Genomic DNA, 15,969 nt, shown 5'->3' on the forward strand with positions numbered 1-15,969 from the left:
TGTTGTTATTCCTTCAAGTGCAACGGTCTTAGAAGTTCATGCCAACGCTCAGGGCCACGAAGTCACGGTCATCCACCGTGCTGTAGTCGCCGCCGAAGAAGTTGGTGTAGTTCAGGCTCGCGGTGTAGGTGTTCTGGTACTCGGCATCGAGGCCCAGGCTGACCGCCTTGCGCCCTTGTTCGAAGTTGCCGCCAGGGCCCGGCGAGTAACCTTTCACGTCATGGGACCAGGCCACGTTGGGCTTGAGGTTCACCCCGGCGAAGACATCCGGGTATTCCCAGATGGCCCGGGCGCGATAACCCCAGGAGGTGGCGGTGGTGAAGCCATCGTTGTTGCAGTTGGTGCTGCGGTTGCTGGCATCCGCGCCGGGACCCGCGCCAGCGATGGTGCTGCCATTGAGGGTTGGGCAAAAACCATTGGGCAAGGTGCCCGGCCCATAGACCGGATCCCGGCCGTAGCGAACCTTGTCGCGGCTTTCCAGACCGCCCACATAGGTGATCCCCGCTTCACCGACGAGGGTCAGGCGACTGGCCCCCATGACCTGGTCGAAGAAATGCGTGAAGGTGGTCTGGAACTGGGTGATTTCCTTGCGGTTATAGCCATTGATCGTCTGACCCGGCGAGCCCTTGAGGATCGAGGCATTCCCCAGGCCCGGCAATGGCGTGACACCGGCATAGAGGATATCGGTGGAGCTGATCTGCACCGGCGCATTCGGCCGGTAGCTCAACTCACCGCTCCAGGCCGTGCCGGTGGGCAAGGTGGTGGAGAAGCTCAAGCCATACAGGCGGATATTGTCCGGGTACTCCATGAAGTAGCTGGAGTTGCCGGCCACCACCAAGGGGGCCGCGGCACCGAAACCCGGAGCAGCATTGAAAACCGCCTGGGAGGCGCCCTTGGCACTGAAGATCGGCGCGCGACTGTGGTAGTTCATGAAATAGGCGCCGAACTCGGTGTCCAGCGGCTCGAAGTTGTAATGCATGGCCAAGCCGAACTGACCGCCGCTGCTGGGATCCTGGTCGGGCGTGCGCCGAACCAACACACCCTCGCCGTTGATATCGACACCAAACGGCCGTAGGCCCGCTTGCTGGGCCGGACTGATCGTGGCGGTCGAATTCAACACCCGCAGGTTGTTGTTACAGCCATGGGAGGAAATATCCGACTGCGAGAAGAAGGTGCCGCAGTTGTCGGTGACCGTCGCATCCCAGCCGATCTGGTAGAAGCCTTCCGCCGAGAGGTTATCGGTGAGGCTCTGGTTCATGTAGAACATGTTGACCGGAATCAGGCCTTCCTTGATTTCGGCCCCCGGACGACGGAACGCGGACACATCGATCGGGTTGATCGCATTGATGCCGCCACCGATAAAGGTACTTTCACCCCAGCTCACCACCTGCTTGCCCAGGCGCACCGTGCCCGGCAGCTCGGCAATGCTGTAGTTGTGATAGACGAAGGCATCGAGGATTTCCGCGCCGGAAGAGCGGGCACCTTCCTGGCGACCGTCGTTGCTGACGTTCTTGAAGTCGAGGTCCTGGTTCTGCAAGGCAAAGTCGTACCAGTACTTGCCACGCACGAACACGCCGGTATCGCCGTATTTCAATTCAAGGTCATGCACGCCCTTGAAGATCTTCGAAAAAGTGTCCCCGGCCTTGAAGTTCTGGTGCCCGTCATCGGAGGTCTGCGACAACCCCGCGCCGCCATTGTTGACGCCGATCAGGTTTCTGTTGGGATTCTGCGTCGACCAACTGGCCCCCAGGGACAGGGACGAGTCGAAGCTGCCTTCGATTTCACCGACATTGAAGCTGACGCCAAAGGCGGGACCGGCGAGTGTAGAGGCGAGGCTGACGGCCAAGGGCAGTTTCGCCCGGCGCCAGAACGGGTTTAGCGCGATCATCGACATACTCCATGTGCTTTATTGTTTTGGCAGTGAGTACCTTCAGGAACGCCTCGGACGAAAGGGAAGCAGACACTCCCAACCCTCGCCCGAAGTGGCGGCTTATCGCTGGCCCGCCCCACTCCTGAAAATCCGTCAGCGGACTATATCCAGCAGGTGGTACCGCTTGATCCCTCTAAAGTGTGATTTGCACCCTGAGATCACTGCACAAACAATGCGTTCGCCAAGCCGCTGAAAAGCGGCGGGCAAGAATGACTGAAAATTCGAATTCGACAAGCCAAGCACTTGCTTGGTGGGGCTGCCACGCCCTTTCGGGCGTGGTGGGGACACCTCAAAGGGTCGAGAGGAAGCTGCTGTTGCTGGCCTGCCATTGGACGATATCAATACGGATGCGCTTCTTGTCCAGTTTACCGACGCTGGTCTTGGGAATTTCCGTAACAAGGGCGATCTGACTCGGAATCGCCCACTTGCTCAAGTGCCCCTGCTCGACGAAGGGCTTGAGGTGTTCCTTGAGCTCCCGGGCACCGATTTCATGGCCTTCACGCAAGACCAGCAGGGCAAACGGACGCTCGCCCCATTGCGGATCGGCAATGCCCACCACCGCGACTTCACGTACCGACGGATGGCGGCTGACCAGGTCTTCCAGGGCCAGGGAGGAGATCCACTCGCCGCCGGTCTTGATCACGTCCTTGATCCGGTCGCGGATATCGATCACCCCCAGGCTGTCGAGGGTCGCCACGTCGCCGGTGTGCAGCCAGCCGCCGGCCCAGAGCTCGGCGCCCTTCTGCGGTTCGTTGTAATACCCCTCGGTCAGCCAGGGCGCGCGCAGCACCAGTTCGCCCTGGGTCTCGCCGTCCGCCGGGAGGAAGTTGCCGTCCTCGTCGACAATCGCCGCCTCCACCAACGGCCCGGGCACGCCAGCCTTGATCCGGTAGGTGGTGCGTTCGTCCTCGCTGCCGGCCATCAATTCTTCGCTGAGGTGGGCACAGGACACCAGCGGACCGGTCTCCGACATGCCATAGGCGGCGGTCAGTTGAATGCCCCTGCTCTTGGCGGTCTCATACAGCGTGCGGTTCAACGCACTGCCGCCGATCACCATCTTCCAGCCCTTGAAGTCGGTGCCCTGGGCCGCCTTGGCGTTGAGCACCATCTGCAGGATGGTCGGCACGCAGTGGGAGAACGTGACCTTTTCCTTGCGCCACAGCTCCACCAGCAGCTCAGGGTCGTAGCGGCCGGGATAGACCTGCTTGAGCCCGAGCATGGTCGCCACATAGGGCAGGCCCCAGGCGTGCACGTGGAACATCGGGGTGATCGGCATATAGACGTCGTTGGTACCCAGCAGGCGCACGCTGTCGATACTGCCCATGATGGTCGCCACGCCCATGGTGTGCAGCACCAGTTGGCGATGGGTGAAGTACACGCCTTTCGGATTGCCGGTGGTCCCGGTGGTGTAGAAGGTGGTGGCGACCGAGTTCTCGTCGAAATCCTCGAAGTCGTAGACCGGACTCGCCGCCGCCAGCAGTTGCTCGTATTCGCCCACCAGGTTCGGCAACTCGGCGCTCTTGTCCTCGGTGTCGGTGAGCAGCAGGGTCTTGTCCACCGTGGTCAGTTGCCCGGCGATCGCCTGGTACAGGCCGACGAACTCGCTGTTGACCAGCACGAAGCGGTCCTCGGCGTGGTTCATGGTGTAGAGGATCTGCTCGGGCGAGAGACGCACGTTGATGGTGTGGATCACCGCGCCGATCATCGGGATGGCGAACATGCATTCCAGGTAGCGATGGCTGTCCCAGTCCATCACCGCGACGGTGTCGCCGGCCTTGACCCCCGCCGCCGTCAGTACATTGGCCAGGCGGGCGACGCGCTCGCTCAAGGTCGGATAGCTGTAGCGCAGCTTGTCGCGATAGACGATCTCGCGGGTTTTCTCGTAGCGGCTGCCGGACATCAGCAAGCGCTTGATCAACAGGGGGTATTGATAAGCCCCTTCGGCGGGCGGAATGATACGAGTCTGCAACATGGAGCTTCCTTGGTCTGTCTGCACGGTCGAAGCTAAAGATAGGCACTCTAGAGCCACCGCGCATCCACTAAATCACCCAAAGGAATGATTTGCAGACGAACGTGAGTGCTAGCTCACAGCCAGCACCCACGGAAACCTTCGCCAAGGCTCAGGCCGGCTGTCCGGCGGGCTGCAGGGCCGGGGTGCGCGGAAACACCAGCGCGGCGACAAAGGTCAGTGCGGCAAAGCCCGCGAGGATCAGGTACAGGCCGGCAAAACCCTGGCGCGGCTCGACAAAGGCGATCAATGGAATGGCCGTCGCGCTGGCCCCGAACGACAGGCAGTAGCGCAAGGCAAAGACCCGCGATTGCCACTGCGGCGCGACAAAATTGGCGACCATCGCATCATTCACCGTCACCTGGCCGAACACCACGAACATCAGCGCCGCGCCCAGGACCATCACCAACAGGCCGTCGACGTAGGCCAGGCCGAACAGCAAGGGTGCCTGGCACAGGGTCAGCACCACGAACGGCCACTTCAGGCTCATGCGGTCGAGCATCCGCCCGATGCTCAACTGCGCCACCGCGCCAAAGGCGTAGGCCAGGCTGACGATCACCCCGAGCAACTGCGGCGAAGCGAGCCACTCATGCAGGCGCTCCTGGAACAGTTTCGGGTAGGTCATGGTGGTGGCATTGAACACCACCCCGCCGGTGGCCGTGACCAGTGCCAGGACGCTGAACACCATGATCATGGAAATCTGCTGGCCGCTGGCGTTGCGCAGTTTCACATGGGGCTGCAGCGGGATCGGTTCTTCGCGCACCTGCAAGGCAAACAGCACACCGAGGATGATCGACACCGCCCCCGGCAGGATAAACGCCGAACGCCAGCCGAACTGCGCCACCAGAAAGCCGGTGACCAGCGCCGAAAACGCCACGCCGAGGTTGCCCCACATGCCGTTGACGCCGATTTCACGGCCACGGTTCTGCGCGTAGCTGACCAGCATCGCCGTGCCCACCGGGTGGTAGATCGCGGCGAAGACGCCAACCAGGGTCAGCCCCAGGGTCAGCATCGGTGCCGTGCTGCTCAGGCCGGTAAAGATCGATGCGGCGCCGATGCCGAAGAAGAACAGCAGCATCATGCTCCGCCGGCTCCAGTGGTCCCCCAGCCAGCCGGCCGGCAGCGAACAGGCGCCGAAGGCAATGAAGCCGCCCAGGGACAGGCCGATCATCTGGGCGAAGTCGAGACCGAAGGCCTGGCCCATGCCAAGCACGGCGGCGGGATAAATCAGCATGAACATGTGGTCGATCACATGGGCGGCATTGATGTAGCGGATTACGTTTCGGGGTTGGTTCATCGCGGCACACACGTCAGGATTGTTATCGGTCCGTTATGCTAAGTTGGCGGCAAAACGCATTTCTGCCAACAAACTCATCAAACCAGACAGACTTGTAGAATCAGACATGTTAATCAGCCACTTCCTACACGGCCCAGTCAGCGCCTATCCCCGCGACTACGTCGACGGCGCACACCAGGAACTGCACGTCCATCAGGAAGCGCAGTTGCTCTATGCCGTGTGCGGGGTCATGCGCCTGGTCACCGCCGAAGGCGCGTGGATCATCCCGCCAACCCGCGCCGTGTGGATTCCGCCCTGGGTCGAGCATGAGATTTTCATGAGCGGCGAAGTGCGCATGCGGTCGTTATTTATCGCCGCCGAGTATTCCCCGGCCAACCTCCACGGTTGCTGCGTGCTGGCGGTGACGCCGTTGCTGCGGGAGTTGATCGTGCGTGCGGTGCAAGGCCCGGAACAGGCGAAAAACCCACTGATCCAGCAGCTTATGCTGGAGGAACTGGCGGCCCTGGAGAACCTGCCGCTGCATATCCCGATGCCGACGGACCGGCGCCTGCAACGGATCTGCCTGGCCCTGCTGGAAACCCCGGACCACCCCAACAGCCTGGAAGACTGGGCACAGCAGGTCGGCGCCAGTACCCGGACCCTGGCGCGGCTGTTCCAGCAGCAAGTACGGATGAATTTCAATGCCTGGCGCCAGCAACTGCGCCTGATGGAGGCCTTGCCACGCCTGATCGCCGGGGAAAGCGTGCAGCACGTGGCCAAGGTGTTGGGCTATGGCAGCGCCAGGGCCTTCAGTTCGATGTTTCGTCGCCTGCTTGGCGACAACCCGCGGGACTACCTGAATGCCCTGAACCAGTTCAGTTCGATCAATGCATCTCGGTGAAGGCCAGCTTCACGCCGATGGCGATCAGCACCGCGCCCATGGTCCGGTCGAACCAGTGGCCCATGCGGGCGAAACCGGCGCGTACACGCTGCTGGCTGAACAGCATCGCCACCAGGCAGAACCACAGCGCGGTGGCCACGGCCAGGTAAACGCCGTAGCCGGCCTGGACCAGTAGCGGCGTGTGCGGGTTGATCACCACGGTGAACAGCGAGAGGAAAAACAGCGTGGCCTTGGGGTTCAGGCCATTGGTCACAAAGCCCGAGGTGAAGGCGCCGCGCGCGGTGCGCTCACCGACCTGCAAGGCCAGCTCGTCGCTCACCGGTTGGGCCGGCTTGGCACGGATGGCCTTGAAGCCGATGTACAGCAGGTAGGCCGCCGCCAGCCATTTCAAGGCGTTGAACAGCACGATCGATTGCGACACGATCAGGCCGATCCCCAGCAGCGAGTAGCCCACATGCAGGAAAATCGCCGTGCCGACGCCCAGCGCGGTCCAGGTGCCGGCACGTCGACCATGGGTCACGCTCTCGCGCACCACCACGGCAAAGTCCGGGCCGGGACTGGCCACCGCCAGCAGGTGAATCAGGGCAACGGTCAGGAATTCCGTCAGGTAGATGGACACGGCGATGGGCTCCTCGGTAACTGAATATGTCTGTTAGGCTCGTCACCTTACGCGTTCATCCAATAGCACAAAAGGTACAGTTGATGAGCAACTCCCGCCGCGCGGTATTTCTCGATCACCCTTCCCTGGATCTCGGCGATCTTGACCTCGATCCGCTGCGGGCCTGCTTCGACGAGCTGTGCCTGTATGCCACGACCACGCCGGAGACGGTCATCGAACACCTGAAAGGCGCCAGCGTCGCCATCAGCAACAAGGTCCCGCTGACCGCCGCCACCCTGGCCGCCTGCCCCGAGTTGAAGCTGATCCTGATCAGTGCCACCGGCACCAACAATGTCGACCTGGCCGCCGCCCGCTCCCTGGGCATTACCGTGAGCAACTGCCAGGGTTATGGCACGCCGTCGGTGGCCCAGCACACCCTGATGTTGCTGCTGGCCCTGGCCACGCGCCTGACCGATTACCAGAAAGCCGTCGGTGAAGGCCGCTGGCAGCAGGCCAAGCAGTTCTGCCTGCTGGACTTCCCGATTGTCGAACTGGAGGGCAAGACCCTCGGCCTGCTCGGCCATGGCGAACTCGGCGGCGCGGTGGCGCGGCTCGCCGAAGCCTTCGGCATGCGTGTATTGCTCGGGCAGATTCCCGGTCGCCCGGCCCGGGCCGATCGCGTACCGCTGGAACAATTGCTGCCGCAGGTCGATGCGCTGACCCTGCACTGCCCGCTCAACGAATACACCCGCCACTTTATCGGTGCCTCGGAACTCGCGCAGCTCAGGCCCGGGGCCTTTGTGGTCAACACCGCCCGCGGCGGCCTGATCGACGAACTGGCCCTGGCCGACGCCCTGCGCAGCGGCCACCTGGGCGGCGCCGCCACCGATGTGCTGAGCGTCGAACCGCCAACCAACGGCAACCCGCTGCTGGCGGGCGACATTCCGCGCCTGATCGTCACCCCCCACAACGCCTGGGGCAGCCGCGAGGCCCGGCAACGAATTGTCGGCCAGTTGGCGGAAAACGCCCTGGGTTTCTTCAACGGGGCAGCGTTGCGGGTTGTCAGTTGATAGACTGCGGCACTTTTTTCAGGGAGCAGACCATGGATCCGCGCAGTGAAGTACTGCTTCGTCAGGCCGATTATTTCCAGGGCAAGCTGTTGCTCGCCGGGCTGCCCGCCGACGACCTGCTCGGACGCCTGCCCAACGCCCACGGCTGGTGCTGGCACGCCGGCGATCAGGCGGCATTGGAGGCGCGCTTCGAAGGCCGCAGCCATTTTGGCGTGCATATCCCCGAGATCCCGTTCGACAGCGCCGTGGTGTTCCTGCCCAAGTCCAAGGACCTGACCGACTACCTGCTCAACGCCATCGCCTCGCGCCTGCCGGGTGGCGAGGTGTTCCTGGTCGGGGAAAAACGCAGCGGTATCGAAGGCGCGGCCAAGCAGCTCAACCCCTTCGGCAAGCCGCGCAAGCTCGACAGCGCCCGACATTGCCAGCTGTGGCAGGTCACCGTGGCCGAAGCACCGGTCGCCAAAACGCTGGAAAGCCTGGCGCAACATTACCAGCTGGACCTGGCCGAAGGGTCGCTCAAGGTGGTCAGCCTGCCCGGGGTATTCAGCCACGGCCGGCTGGATCGCGGCAGTGCCCTGTTGCTGGAACACCTGGACAAACTGCCGAGCGGCAACCTGCTGGACTTCGGTTGCGGCGCCGGTGTCCTCGGCGCGGCCGTGAAGCGGCGTTACCCGCACAACCACGTGATCCTGCTCGACGTCGACGCTTTTGCCACCGCCAGCAGTCGCCTGACCCTGGCCGCCAACGGCCTCGACGCCGAGGTGTTGACCGGTGACGGTATCGACGCCGCGCCCATGGGCTTGAGTGCGATCCTGAGCAATCCGCCGTTCCATGTCGGGGTCCACACCGATTACCTGGCGACGGAGAACTTGCTGCGAAAAGCAGCGAAACATCTGAAAAACGGCGGCGAACTTCGGCTGGTGGCAAACAGTTTCCTACGTTATCAGCCGCTGATCGAAGAGCATCTCGGACGCTGCGTGACCAAGGCCGAGGGACAGGGCTTCCGGGTCTACAGCGCCAAGCGCGGTTGAAAAAGAAGGCTTGCGCAATGGATTCTGCCTAGGCAGAATCCGCTCCGTCCTAGGGGAGTAGTCTCCCACGAGCGCCACGCTCGTCCGGCATGCGTCAACATACTTGGTCAACAGACCATGGCGCATGCGACCCACGGTCCGCACAGACGGGCCCAGGGTTTGACAAGACCTATGACACGAACACCTTACCCGGGGCGGGGAGGCTGTACGTGTCATAGCCGTGTCGACCCGCCCCTTAGGAAAACCTGATGCTGGATTCCCTGCTCGTCCCCACTGCAATCGTTGCCTTGGCCGAAATCGGCGACAAGACGCAGCTGCTCGCGCTCATTCTCGCTGCACGCTTTCGCAAGCCCTGGCCGATCATTGCCGGTATTGTCGCGGCAACCCTGGCCAACCATGCGGCAGCCGGCGCGGTAGGCGCCTGGTTCGGCAGTTTCTTCTCCGATGCGGTGTTGCACTGGATCCTCGCGGCGAGCTTTACCGCCACCGCCCTGTGGACCCTGGTACCGGACAAGATCGACGATGACGAGACCACCACGGCGCGCAAGTTCGGCCCGTTCCTGACGACCCTGATTGCGTTCTTCCTCGCGGAAATCGGTGACAAGACCCAGATCGCCACGGTGATGCTGGCGGCGCAGTATCCGGAGCTGTGGCTGGTGATCATCGGCACCACCCTGGGTATGCTGATTGCCAACGTCCCGGTGGTACTGGCGGGCAACTTCGCCGCCGACAAGCTGCCGCTGACCCTGATCCGGCGGCTGGCGGCGACAGCGTTCTTCATCCTCGCGGTGGTCGCGGTGTACAAGGCGATGCAGAGCAGCGGCTGGCTCTGAGGCCCCGCCCTTGCCGGGATATTGAAAACACCACGCAACCTGTAGGAGCTGGCTTGCCAGCGATTAGGCCCTTCAGCCTGGCACCGCCCATGCGGACGCCATCGCCAGCAAGCCGGCTCCCACAGGGACCGTGTTCGGCTTTAATTGAACGGTATATCGGGTTCACCGCAAGCAGCTCAGGACTTCCTGGCCTGCTGATACAACGGCATCACCTTCGGAATCGCTGCCTCCAACGAAGCAATACGACTATCGGACGCCGGGTGGGTGCTCATGAACTCCGGCGGCGCACCTTCAGCCGCCTTGCCCATCTTGTTCCACAGGCTGATGGCCGCGTTCGGGTTGTAGCCGGCGCGAGCCGCCAGCTCCAGGCCGATCAGGTCCGCCTCGTTCTCATTGGCCCGGCTGTTGGGCAAGGTCATGCCGTAGTTGGCCACGGTATCGGCCAGCGCCAGGCTGTCCTGCCCCAGGCCGAACAAGGCGCCCGCGCCCTGCTTCGCCATCTCGACCCCATAAGCCTTGGACATCGCCTCGCGACCGTGCTCGCGCAAGGCGTGGGCAATTTCATGGCCCATCACCGCGGCAATCTCGTCGTCACTCAGCTTGAGCTTATCGATCAGGCCACTGTAAAAGATGATCTTGCCGCCAGGACCGCAGTTGGCATTGAGCTCGTCACTCTTGATCAGATTGACCTCCCACTGCCATTGCGCCGAATCCGGACGGAAGATCGGCGCCTGGGCGATCAGGCGCTTGGCGATCGCCTGGACCCGCTTGGCATTGGCGCTGGTCTTGTCCAGAACGCCCTTGCCACCCGCCTCCCCCAGGGTCTTCTGATACGACTGCGCGTACATCTGGTCGACTTGCTGGCTCGACAGCAGGCTGAACATGTACTGCTTGCGCTCAACCCCGACCGCCCCACCGTTGGTGGTGTTGACAGCCTGGCACCCGCCCAACAGCAAACTCGCGCTCAACGCGCCCAACACCCAAGCTCTAGCCATGAACACTCTCCCTGAAAACTGCGGCTATCCTAGGCGGTGATTTGTATCAACGCCAGATACAAACGACGTGTAGCACATCAATTTCGGATACATCACGCACCTCCCGTAGGAAAAGATTCATAAATCCGACAAAGCCGCGCGGAGCGGGCCTGCGTACCTATCCATTTGCGACCTGCACACATCCAAAGCAGTCATTTCGTCACTGGCCCCTCATGCTCGTGAAAAATGCAGCCGATACAAATTGGCAGATGTCACTCCTTGCGTCCGGGGCTCCCATGAAATTCAAGTCGATCCAGTTTTCCGTCGCGGCCCTGGCCGGGGCCATTATCCTCAGCGTGGTCGGGGCCCTGGTGGTCTACGCCCTGTTTTCCGGGGCCAGGACCCAGGACATGGTGCAACAGCGCACCCAGGCGCAATTCGAACAGGTGATCCAGCAGCGCCTGGATGCGCTGGCCCGCACCCAGGTCAGCCAGATCCAGCGCGAACTCGAAGCGCCGCTGCTGATTGCCGGCGGCCTGGTCCGGGTCAACAGCCTGATCGGCACCACCGGCGCCGACGGCAAGCCCGCCTTGAGCCTCAGCCGCGAACAACTGATCAGCCTGGTCAAGGAAAACGTCCAGCAGAACCCGAAGATCCTCGGCACCTATATCGGCTGGGAAAAGAACGCCCTGGACCACAACGACGCCGCCTATGTCGACACCAAGGTCGCCGGTATCGACCCCAAGGACGGCCGCTTCCTGCCCTGGTGGTTCCGTAACGACGACGGCACCCTCGGCGAGTCGAGCCTGGTGGATGTGGACGACCAGAAACTGCTCTCCACCGGTATCCGCGCCAGCGAGTACTACCTGTGCTCCAAGGAAACCAGGAAGTCCTGCGTGATCGACCCGGCGCCCTACAAGGTCGGCGACAAGATGGTCATGCTTGCCTCCTTTATCCAGCCGATCCTGCTCAACGGCGCGTTCCAGGGCATCGTCGGCGCCGACCTGTCGGTGAACTTCATCCAGGACATGCTGCTGGCCGCCAACCAGAAACTCTATGGCGGTGCCGGCAACATGGCGCTGGTGGGCAGCAACGGTCGCCTGGTGGCCTACACCAAGGACTCAAGCAAATTCGGCGAGAAGGCCGGGGACGTGCTCGGGGCCGACAAGGTCGCGACCATGGGCAAGCTCAATCGCGGCGAAGTGACCTATAACGTCGACAAGGACAAAGGCACCATCGAGCTCTACCTGCCCTTCGGCATCGGCCAGACCGACGCGCGCTGGACCCTGATGATGCAGCTGCCGCTGGACGCCGTCATGGCTGACCTGCACAAGCTGCAAGGCGACCTCGACACCCAGCGCAAGGCCGATGTCTTCGGCATGGCCATGGTCGGCCTGGTGATCGCTGGCCTGGGCCTGTTGGTGATCTGGCTGGTGGGTCACGGCATCGCCCGTCCCCTCAAGCAGATGGTCGCCATGCTCGACGACATCGCCCAGGGCGAAGGCGACCTGACCCGGCGCCTGACCAGCGACCGTGCCGACGAACTGGGCTCGATCGCCAAGGGTTTCAACACCTTCCTGATCAAGTTGCAGGCGATGATCACCCAGGTGGTGACCTCGGTGCAGAGTGTCAGCGACTCCTCCGAACACACCGCGGATATCGCGATCCGGACCAACCAGGGCGTGCACAAGCAGATGGCCGAGATCGACCAAGTGGCCACCGCCGTGCAGGAAATGACCGCCACCGCCCAGGACGTGGCGCGCAATGCGACCCAGGCGGCCCAGGCCGCCAGCCATGCCGACATGGCCGCCAGCGACGGGATGCGCATCGTCAAGGACACCTCGACCTCCATCGGCGCCCTGGCCCTGGAGATCGGCCGCGCGGTCAGCGTGGTGCAGACCCTGGCCAAGGACAGCGAGAACATCAATGCGATCCTGACGGCCATCCGTGGCATTGCCGAACAGACCAACCTGCTGGCGCTCAACGCCGCCATCGAAGCGGCCCGGGCCGGCGAGCAGGGCCGGGGCTTTGCGGTGGTGGCCGACGAGGTGCGCAACCTGGCGCAGAAGACCCAGAAGGCCACGGAAGAAATCCAGTCGATGATCCAGCAGTTGCAGCAAGGTACCCGCGACGTGGTCAAGGTCATGGAAGACAGCCAGGCCAAGACCGACGAAAGCGTGCAGCACGCGGCCAAGGCGGCCCAGGCGCTGGAAAGCATCACCCAGGCGGTGTCGGTGATCAACGACATGAACACCCAGATCGCCAGCGCGGCCGAGGAACAGAGCGCGGTGGCCGACGACATCAACCGCAACGTGATCAATATCGGCCAGGTGGCCAATGAAGTAGCGGGCGGCGCCGACGAGTCGAGCGCGGCCAGTGCGCAATTGACCAAGCTGGCGGAGCAGCAGCGGCGATTGATCAATCAGTTCAGGGTGTAGGACTTCACCGAATCAACCCGGCGTCAGGCACTCCGGCGCATTGAGCTTCGGATCGTTCACCAGATTGGCCAGCACCCGCTCGCGCAAGGGCGCCTGGGGGCTGGCCAGCAGCGCCTGCAAATCCGTCATGGAGGCCTGCGCCGACAACCAGGTTTCCTGCCCCGCCGCATCCAGGATCAGCGGCCGCCGCTGATTCGACGCCGCCTGGGTCACCACCGCGGTGCTCAACCAGACATGCCCATCCACCGGATAGGCCTCCCAGATCGCCGCAAAAAACAGGCTCGACCCTTCCGCCGGCGTCAGCCAATAAGGCCGCTTGCGCTGGGTTCCGCGCCACTCGTAGAAACCGTTGGCCGGCAGCAGGCAACGCCGTTCGCGGAACGCCTGGCGAAACATCGGCTGCTCGGCCAGGGTTTCGGCCCGGGCATGGGCCGGTGTCTTCGACAGATCGGTCAGCCACGCCGGGGTCAGCCCCCAGCGGGCACGGGCCAGCTCACGCTGCCCCTCGGCGGCACGCAGGATCAGCACCGAATCATTGGGCGAAATATTCCACTGCGCCTGCTGGTCGGCGGGAAAGCCGGGCAAGGCCGCGAAGGTGGGGTTCCAGCGAAACAGGGCATAACGTCCACACATGGGGCAATACGGCTCTTTTCAAAAACGCGGGGCAATCAAGGTACAACACAGCCCCTGTAGGAGCTGGCTTGCCGGCGATGAGGCCCTTGAGCCTTGCAGCGCCCTGACGGACACCATCGCCAGCAAGCCGGCTCCCACAAGGTGCGCGGTGCTTTCAAGAAACTAACAGACCAGCACATCCGGAAAACTCTCCGGCTCGTCGCCGGCCAGCGGCAACGCCGCATTGTACGCGGCGATCAACTCCCGCGCGCATTGCGCCTGGTCATTGTCCACCGCCAGGGCCAGTAAGCCGAAGACCGGCAACTCTCCCACCCCACCCAGCAAGTCACGCCCCGCCAGGTGTGCCTGAATCCCTTCACTGGCGAGCATGCCTTGCAGCAGCTCGCCTTCCATCAGGTTTTCCGGCTCGTAGATACGCTGCATGGGGGCGCCCTCATCGCTCGTTCTCGCTGTAAACGTCGAGCATCCATTCCTCGCCATCGGTCTGCAGGACAAAGGTGATCGGTCGACAACACACCGCACAGTCCTCGATATAACTCTGGTCGCCGCCAGTCAGATCCAGGACCGCCTCACCGATTTCACCACAATAGGGACATTCGTAACGCTCAGTTTCCAGCATCGCGGCCTCCGAAGTGACTTGTGCGTATAATCGCCGGTCTATTTGCAAGGCTATTTTATGTCTGGGCTTTATTTTCCAGACCGGGCTTTGTTATTTATCACTCAAACCTCTACTTACCCTAGCCGTTTCCAACAAGAGAGAATATGGGCGAATTCGATACCATCCGACCTTACGACGACAGTGAAGTACCGGCCGTCATGGCCCGGCTGTTCGGCGACCAGGCGTTTCTAGATATCCTCACCCACTTCCGCTTCCCGCGCCTGGCCGGTGCCTTCGGCTGGCTGCTCAGACCCTTGATCGCCCACCGCCTGCGCCGTGAGTTCGCCGGCGTGACCTCGGTCGCCACCTTGCAGGACAAGGTCGAGGTCTACGTCGACCAGACCATCGAGCGCGCCACCGACGGCGTCACCTACACCGGCGTCGAACAGTTCAAGTCAGGCCAGGCCTACCTGTTCCTGGCCAACCACCGGGACATCGTGATGGACCCGGCGTTCGTCAACTATGCCGTGTATCACGCCGGTTTGCCCACACCGCGTATCGCCATCGGTGACAACCTGCTGCAGAAGCCGTTTGTCAGCGACCTGATGCGCCTGAACAAGAGCTTTATCGTGCACCGCTCGATCGCCGGACGGCGGGAAAAGATGGCCGCCTATCAATTGCTCTCGGCCTATATCAACCATTCGATCCGTCATGATTGCCAGTCGATCTGGATCGCCCAGGCCGAAGGCCGGGCCAAGGATGGCGACGACCGTACCGAATCGGCGATCCTGAAAATGTTCCACATGAGCCGCAAGGACGAGCCGTTCGCCGAGGTCATCCGTTCGCTGAACCTGACTCCCGTGTCCATCAGCTACGAATATGATCCCTGCGACCAGGCCAAGGCCCGCGAGTTGTATATCCGCGCCACCACCGGCAGCTACACCAAGGCGCCGGGCGAGGATGACGTCAGCATCGCCAAGGGCATCACCGGCTACAAGGGCCGGGTCCATGTGAATTTCGCCGCGCCACTGACCGGCGAGTTCGAGGACACCAAGGTCCTGGCCACGGAAATGGACCGGCAGATCCTCGAAGGTTATCGCCTGTTCCCGGTGCATTACCTGGCGTATGCCCAGTGGAGCGACGCCGATCCGCAATTGCAGGTACCGGGCGCCGCCCAGGTGTTTGCCGCCGACGAACTGGCCAAGGCCCAGGCGCAATGGCAGGAACGCCTGGACGCCTGCCCGGTCGAGCACCGTCCGTACCTGGTGCAGCAATACGCCACGCCGGTGCGTAATCAGTATCGGGTCAAAGCCGGTCTGGGGCTTCCATAGCCACGATCTGCAAACAACAACGGCGCCCACGGGCGCCGTTGTTGTTTCTGTTGGTCGGGTTAATTTCCGTTGTCACCGGAACGTCACCTTAACAAGCCAGTCTGTCGCCCCTCGATAGCCCACGGAGCTTGTCATGCTGCACGCAGAAAACCAGGATCGGCTTTATCTGATCGCCCCCAGTGACGAACAGCAAGCCCTGGTGGACGCCATGTCGTTCAATGTCCAGGACCGCCATTGGCTGGTCTATTGCGCCCTGGGCGGGCACCAGCACGCCGACCTGCCGGAAGCCGATCTGCTGACCGGAGTGAGTATGCTGGATCTTTATGTGGAGGCGGCGTGAGCCGGCTC

The 15,969-nt window shown here is 62.6% G+C and carries 15 protein-coding genes and 1 riboswitch; of the genes, 7 read left to right on the top strand and 8 right to left on the bottom strand.

Features of this window, described 5'->3' with window-relative positions:
• Window positions 1–28: 28 nt before the first annotated feature.
• From M5B42_RS16035 to M5B42_RS16045, 3 genes are all read right to left on the bottom strand, one after another.
• Window positions 29–1,888, bottom strand: coding sequence for a DUF1302 domain-containing protein (locus M5B42_RS16035; RefSeq protein WP_177099452.1), 1,860 nt, complete (start codon window positions 1,886–1,888; stop codon window positions 29–31).
• A 331-nt stretch (window positions 1,889–2,219) separates the two neighbouring features.
• Entirely contained in the window at window positions 2,220–3,902 is a 1,683-nt protein-coding gene (locus M5B42_RS16040) for a fatty acid--CoA ligase (protein ID WP_103494495.1), read from the bottom strand.
• Between the two features lie 148 nt (window positions 3,903–4,050).
• Window positions 4,051–5,235, bottom strand: a complete 1,185-nt coding sequence (locus M5B42_RS16045) for an MFS transporter (protein WP_248746384.1) — start codon at window positions 5,233–5,235, stop codon at window positions 4,051–4,053.
• 106 nt (window positions 5,236–5,341) lie between these two features.
• Between M5B42_RS16045 and M5B42_RS16050 the strand changes: the two genes are divergently transcribed.
• Window positions 5,342–6,115 (top strand): helix-turn-helix transcriptional regulator, encoded by a 774-nt coding sequence (locus M5B42_RS16050; protein WP_103494493.1) that lies wholly within the window; start codon window positions 5,342–5,344, stop codon window positions 6,113–6,115.
• Here M5B42_RS16050 and M5B42_RS16055 read toward each other — a convergent pair.
• Window positions 6,099–6,728, bottom strand: coding sequence for a LysE family transporter (locus M5B42_RS16055; protein WP_103494602.1), 630 nt, complete (start codon window positions 6,726–6,728; stop codon window positions 6,099–6,101). The two genes, M5B42_RS16050 and M5B42_RS16055, sit on opposite strands and share 17 nt — an antisense overlap.
• An 89-nt stretch (window positions 6,729–6,817) precedes the next feature.
• Between M5B42_RS16055 and M5B42_RS16060 the strand changes: the two genes are divergently transcribed.
• From M5B42_RS16060 to M5B42_RS16070, 3 genes are all read left to right on the top strand, one after another.
• Complete coding sequence (locus M5B42_RS16060; protein WP_248746385.1) at window positions 6,818–7,783, top strand: 2-hydroxyacid dehydrogenase; 966 nt, start codon at window positions 6,818–6,820, stop codon at window positions 7,781–7,783.
• 32 nt (window positions 7,784–7,815) lie between these two features.
• Window positions 7,816–8,814 carry a class I SAM-dependent methyltransferase gene (locus M5B42_RS16065; RefSeq protein ID WP_152741197.1) on the top strand — a complete coding sequence of 333 codons (999 nt, stop codon included), beginning with the start codon at window positions 7,816–7,818 and terminating at the stop codon, window positions 8,812–8,814.
• 40 nt (window positions 8,815–8,854) lie between these two features.
• Window positions 8,855–8,974: riboswitch (yybP-ykoY riboswitch) on the top strand.
• 88 nt (window positions 8,975–9,062) lie between these two features.
• A complete protein-coding gene (locus tag M5B42_RS16070; protein ID WP_248746386.1) occupies window positions 9,063–9,647 on the top strand; it encodes a TMEM165/GDT1 family protein in 585 nt (194 codons plus the stop codon).
• 176 nt (window positions 9,648–9,823) lie between these two features.
• Here M5B42_RS16070 and M5B42_RS16075 read toward each other — a convergent pair whose 3' ends face one another.
• A complete protein-coding gene (locus M5B42_RS16075) occupies window positions 9,824–10,642 on the bottom strand; it encodes a M48 family metallopeptidase (protein WP_248746387.1) in 819 nt (272 codons plus the stop codon).
• A 275-nt stretch (window positions 10,643–10,917) separates the two neighbouring features.
• Here M5B42_RS16075 and M5B42_RS16080 point away from each other — a divergent pair, with 275 nt between their 5' ends.
• Complete coding sequence (locus M5B42_RS16080; protein WP_177099446.1) at window positions 10,918–13,059, top strand: methyl-accepting chemotaxis protein; 2,142 nt, start codon at window positions 10,918–10,920, stop codon at window positions 13,057–13,059.
• Between the two features lie 12 nt (window positions 13,060–13,071).
• On the opposite strand, the gene M5B42_RS16085 is transcribed toward M5B42_RS16080, so the two are convergent.
• From M5B42_RS16085 to M5B42_RS16095, 3 genes are all read right to left on the bottom strand, one after another.
• Window positions 13,072–13,692, bottom strand: a complete 621-nt coding sequence (locus M5B42_RS16085) for an SOS response-associated peptidase (protein WP_103494741.1) — start codon at window positions 13,690–13,692, stop codon at window positions 13,072–13,074.
• A 162-nt stretch (window positions 13,693–13,854) separates the two neighbouring features.
• Window positions 13,855–14,115 carry a DUF2007 domain-containing protein gene (locus M5B42_RS16090; RefSeq protein WP_152741201.1) on the bottom strand — a complete coding sequence of 87 codons (261 nt, stop codon included), beginning with the start codon at window positions 14,113–14,115 and terminating at the stop codon, window positions 13,855–13,857.
• Between the two features lie 10 nt (window positions 14,116–14,125).
• The gene (locus tag M5B42_RS16095) at window positions 14,126–14,311 is read right to left on the bottom strand and encodes a CPXCG motif-containing cysteine-rich protein (protein ID WP_103494740.1); all 186 of its coding nucleotides are present in this window, start codon (window positions 14,309–14,311) and stop codon (window positions 14,126–14,128) included.
• A 143-nt stretch (window positions 14,312–14,454) separates the two neighbouring features.
• Between M5B42_RS16095 and M5B42_RS16100 the strand changes: the two genes are divergently transcribed.
• Window positions 14,455–15,621: a 1-acyl-sn-glycerol-3-phosphate acyltransferase gene (locus M5B42_RS16100; RefSeq protein WP_103494739.1), complete on the top strand. Its 1,167-nt coding sequence runs from the start codon at window positions 14,455–14,457 to the stop codon at window positions 15,619–15,621.
• Window positions 15,622–15,754: 133 nt separating this feature from the next.
• Window positions 15,755–15,961 carry a hypothetical protein gene (locus M5B42_RS16105; RefSeq protein WP_100941253.1) on the top strand — a complete coding sequence of 69 codons (207 nt, stop codon included), beginning with the start codon at window positions 15,755–15,757 and terminating at the stop codon, window positions 15,959–15,961.
• Window positions 15,962–15,969 lie beyond the last annotated feature (8 nt).

This window comes from Pseudomonas sp. MWU12-2037, from assembly GCF_023242345.1.
Taxonomy (GTDB): Bacteria; Pseudomonadota; Gammaproteobacteria; order Pseudomonadales; family Pseudomonadaceae; genus Aquipseudomonas; species Aquipseudomonas gingeri_D.

Bases quoted from the DNA above. Each gene is read 5' to 3' on its own strand.
- M5B42_RS16035 (WP_177099452.1), bottom strand. From the start codon at position 1,888: ATGATCGCGCTAAACCCGTTCTGGCGCCGGGCGAAACTGCCCTTGGCC.
- M5B42_RS16040 (WP_103494495.1), bottom strand. From the start codon at position 3,902: ATGTTGCAGACTCGTATCATTCCGCCCGCCGAAGGGGCTTATCAATAC.
- M5B42_RS16045 (WP_248746384.1), bottom strand. From the start codon at position 5,235: ATGAACCAACCCCGAAACGTAATCCGCTACATCAATGCCGCCCATGTG.
- M5B42_RS16050 (WP_103494493.1), top strand. From the start codon at position 5,342: ATGTTAATCAGCCACTTCCTACACGGCCCAGTCAGCGCCTATCCCCGC.
- M5B42_RS16060 (WP_248746385.1), top strand. From the start codon at position 6,818: ATGAGCAACTCCCGCCGCGCGGTATTTCTCGATCACCCTTCCCTGGAT.
- M5B42_RS16065 (WP_152741197.1), top strand. From the start codon at position 7,816: ATGGATCCGCGCAGTGAAGTACTGCTTCGTCAGGCCGATTATTTCCAG.
- M5B42_RS16070 (WP_248746386.1), top strand. From the start codon at position 9,063: ATGCTGGATTCCCTGCTCGTCCCCACTGCAATCGTTGCCTTGGCCGAA.
- M5B42_RS16075 (WP_248746387.1), bottom strand. From the start codon at position 10,642: ATGGCTAGAGCTTGGGTGTTGGGCGCGTTGAGCGCGAGTTTGCTGTTG.
- M5B42_RS16080 (WP_177099446.1), top strand. From the start codon at position 10,918: ATGAAATTCAAGTCGATCCAGTTTTCCGTCGCGGCCCTGGCCGGGGCC.
- M5B42_RS16085 (WP_103494741.1), bottom strand. From the start codon at position 13,692: ATGTGTGGACGTTATGCCCTGTTTCGCTGGAACCCCACCTTCGCGGCC.
- M5B42_RS16090 (WP_152741201.1), bottom strand. From the start codon at position 14,115: ATGCAGCGTATCTACGAGCCGGAAAACCTGATGGAAGGCGAGCTGCTG.
- M5B42_RS16095 (WP_103494740.1), bottom strand. From the start codon at position 14,311: ATGCTGGAAACTGAGCGTTACGAATGTCCCTATTGTGGTGAAATCGGT.
- M5B42_RS16100 (WP_103494739.1), top strand. From the start codon at position 14,455: ATGGGCGAATTCGATACCATCCGACCTTACGACGACAGTGAAGTACCG.
- M5B42_RS16105 (WP_100941253.1), top strand. From the start codon at position 15,755: ATGCTGCACGCAGAAAACCAGGATCGGCTTTATCTGATCGCCCCCAGT.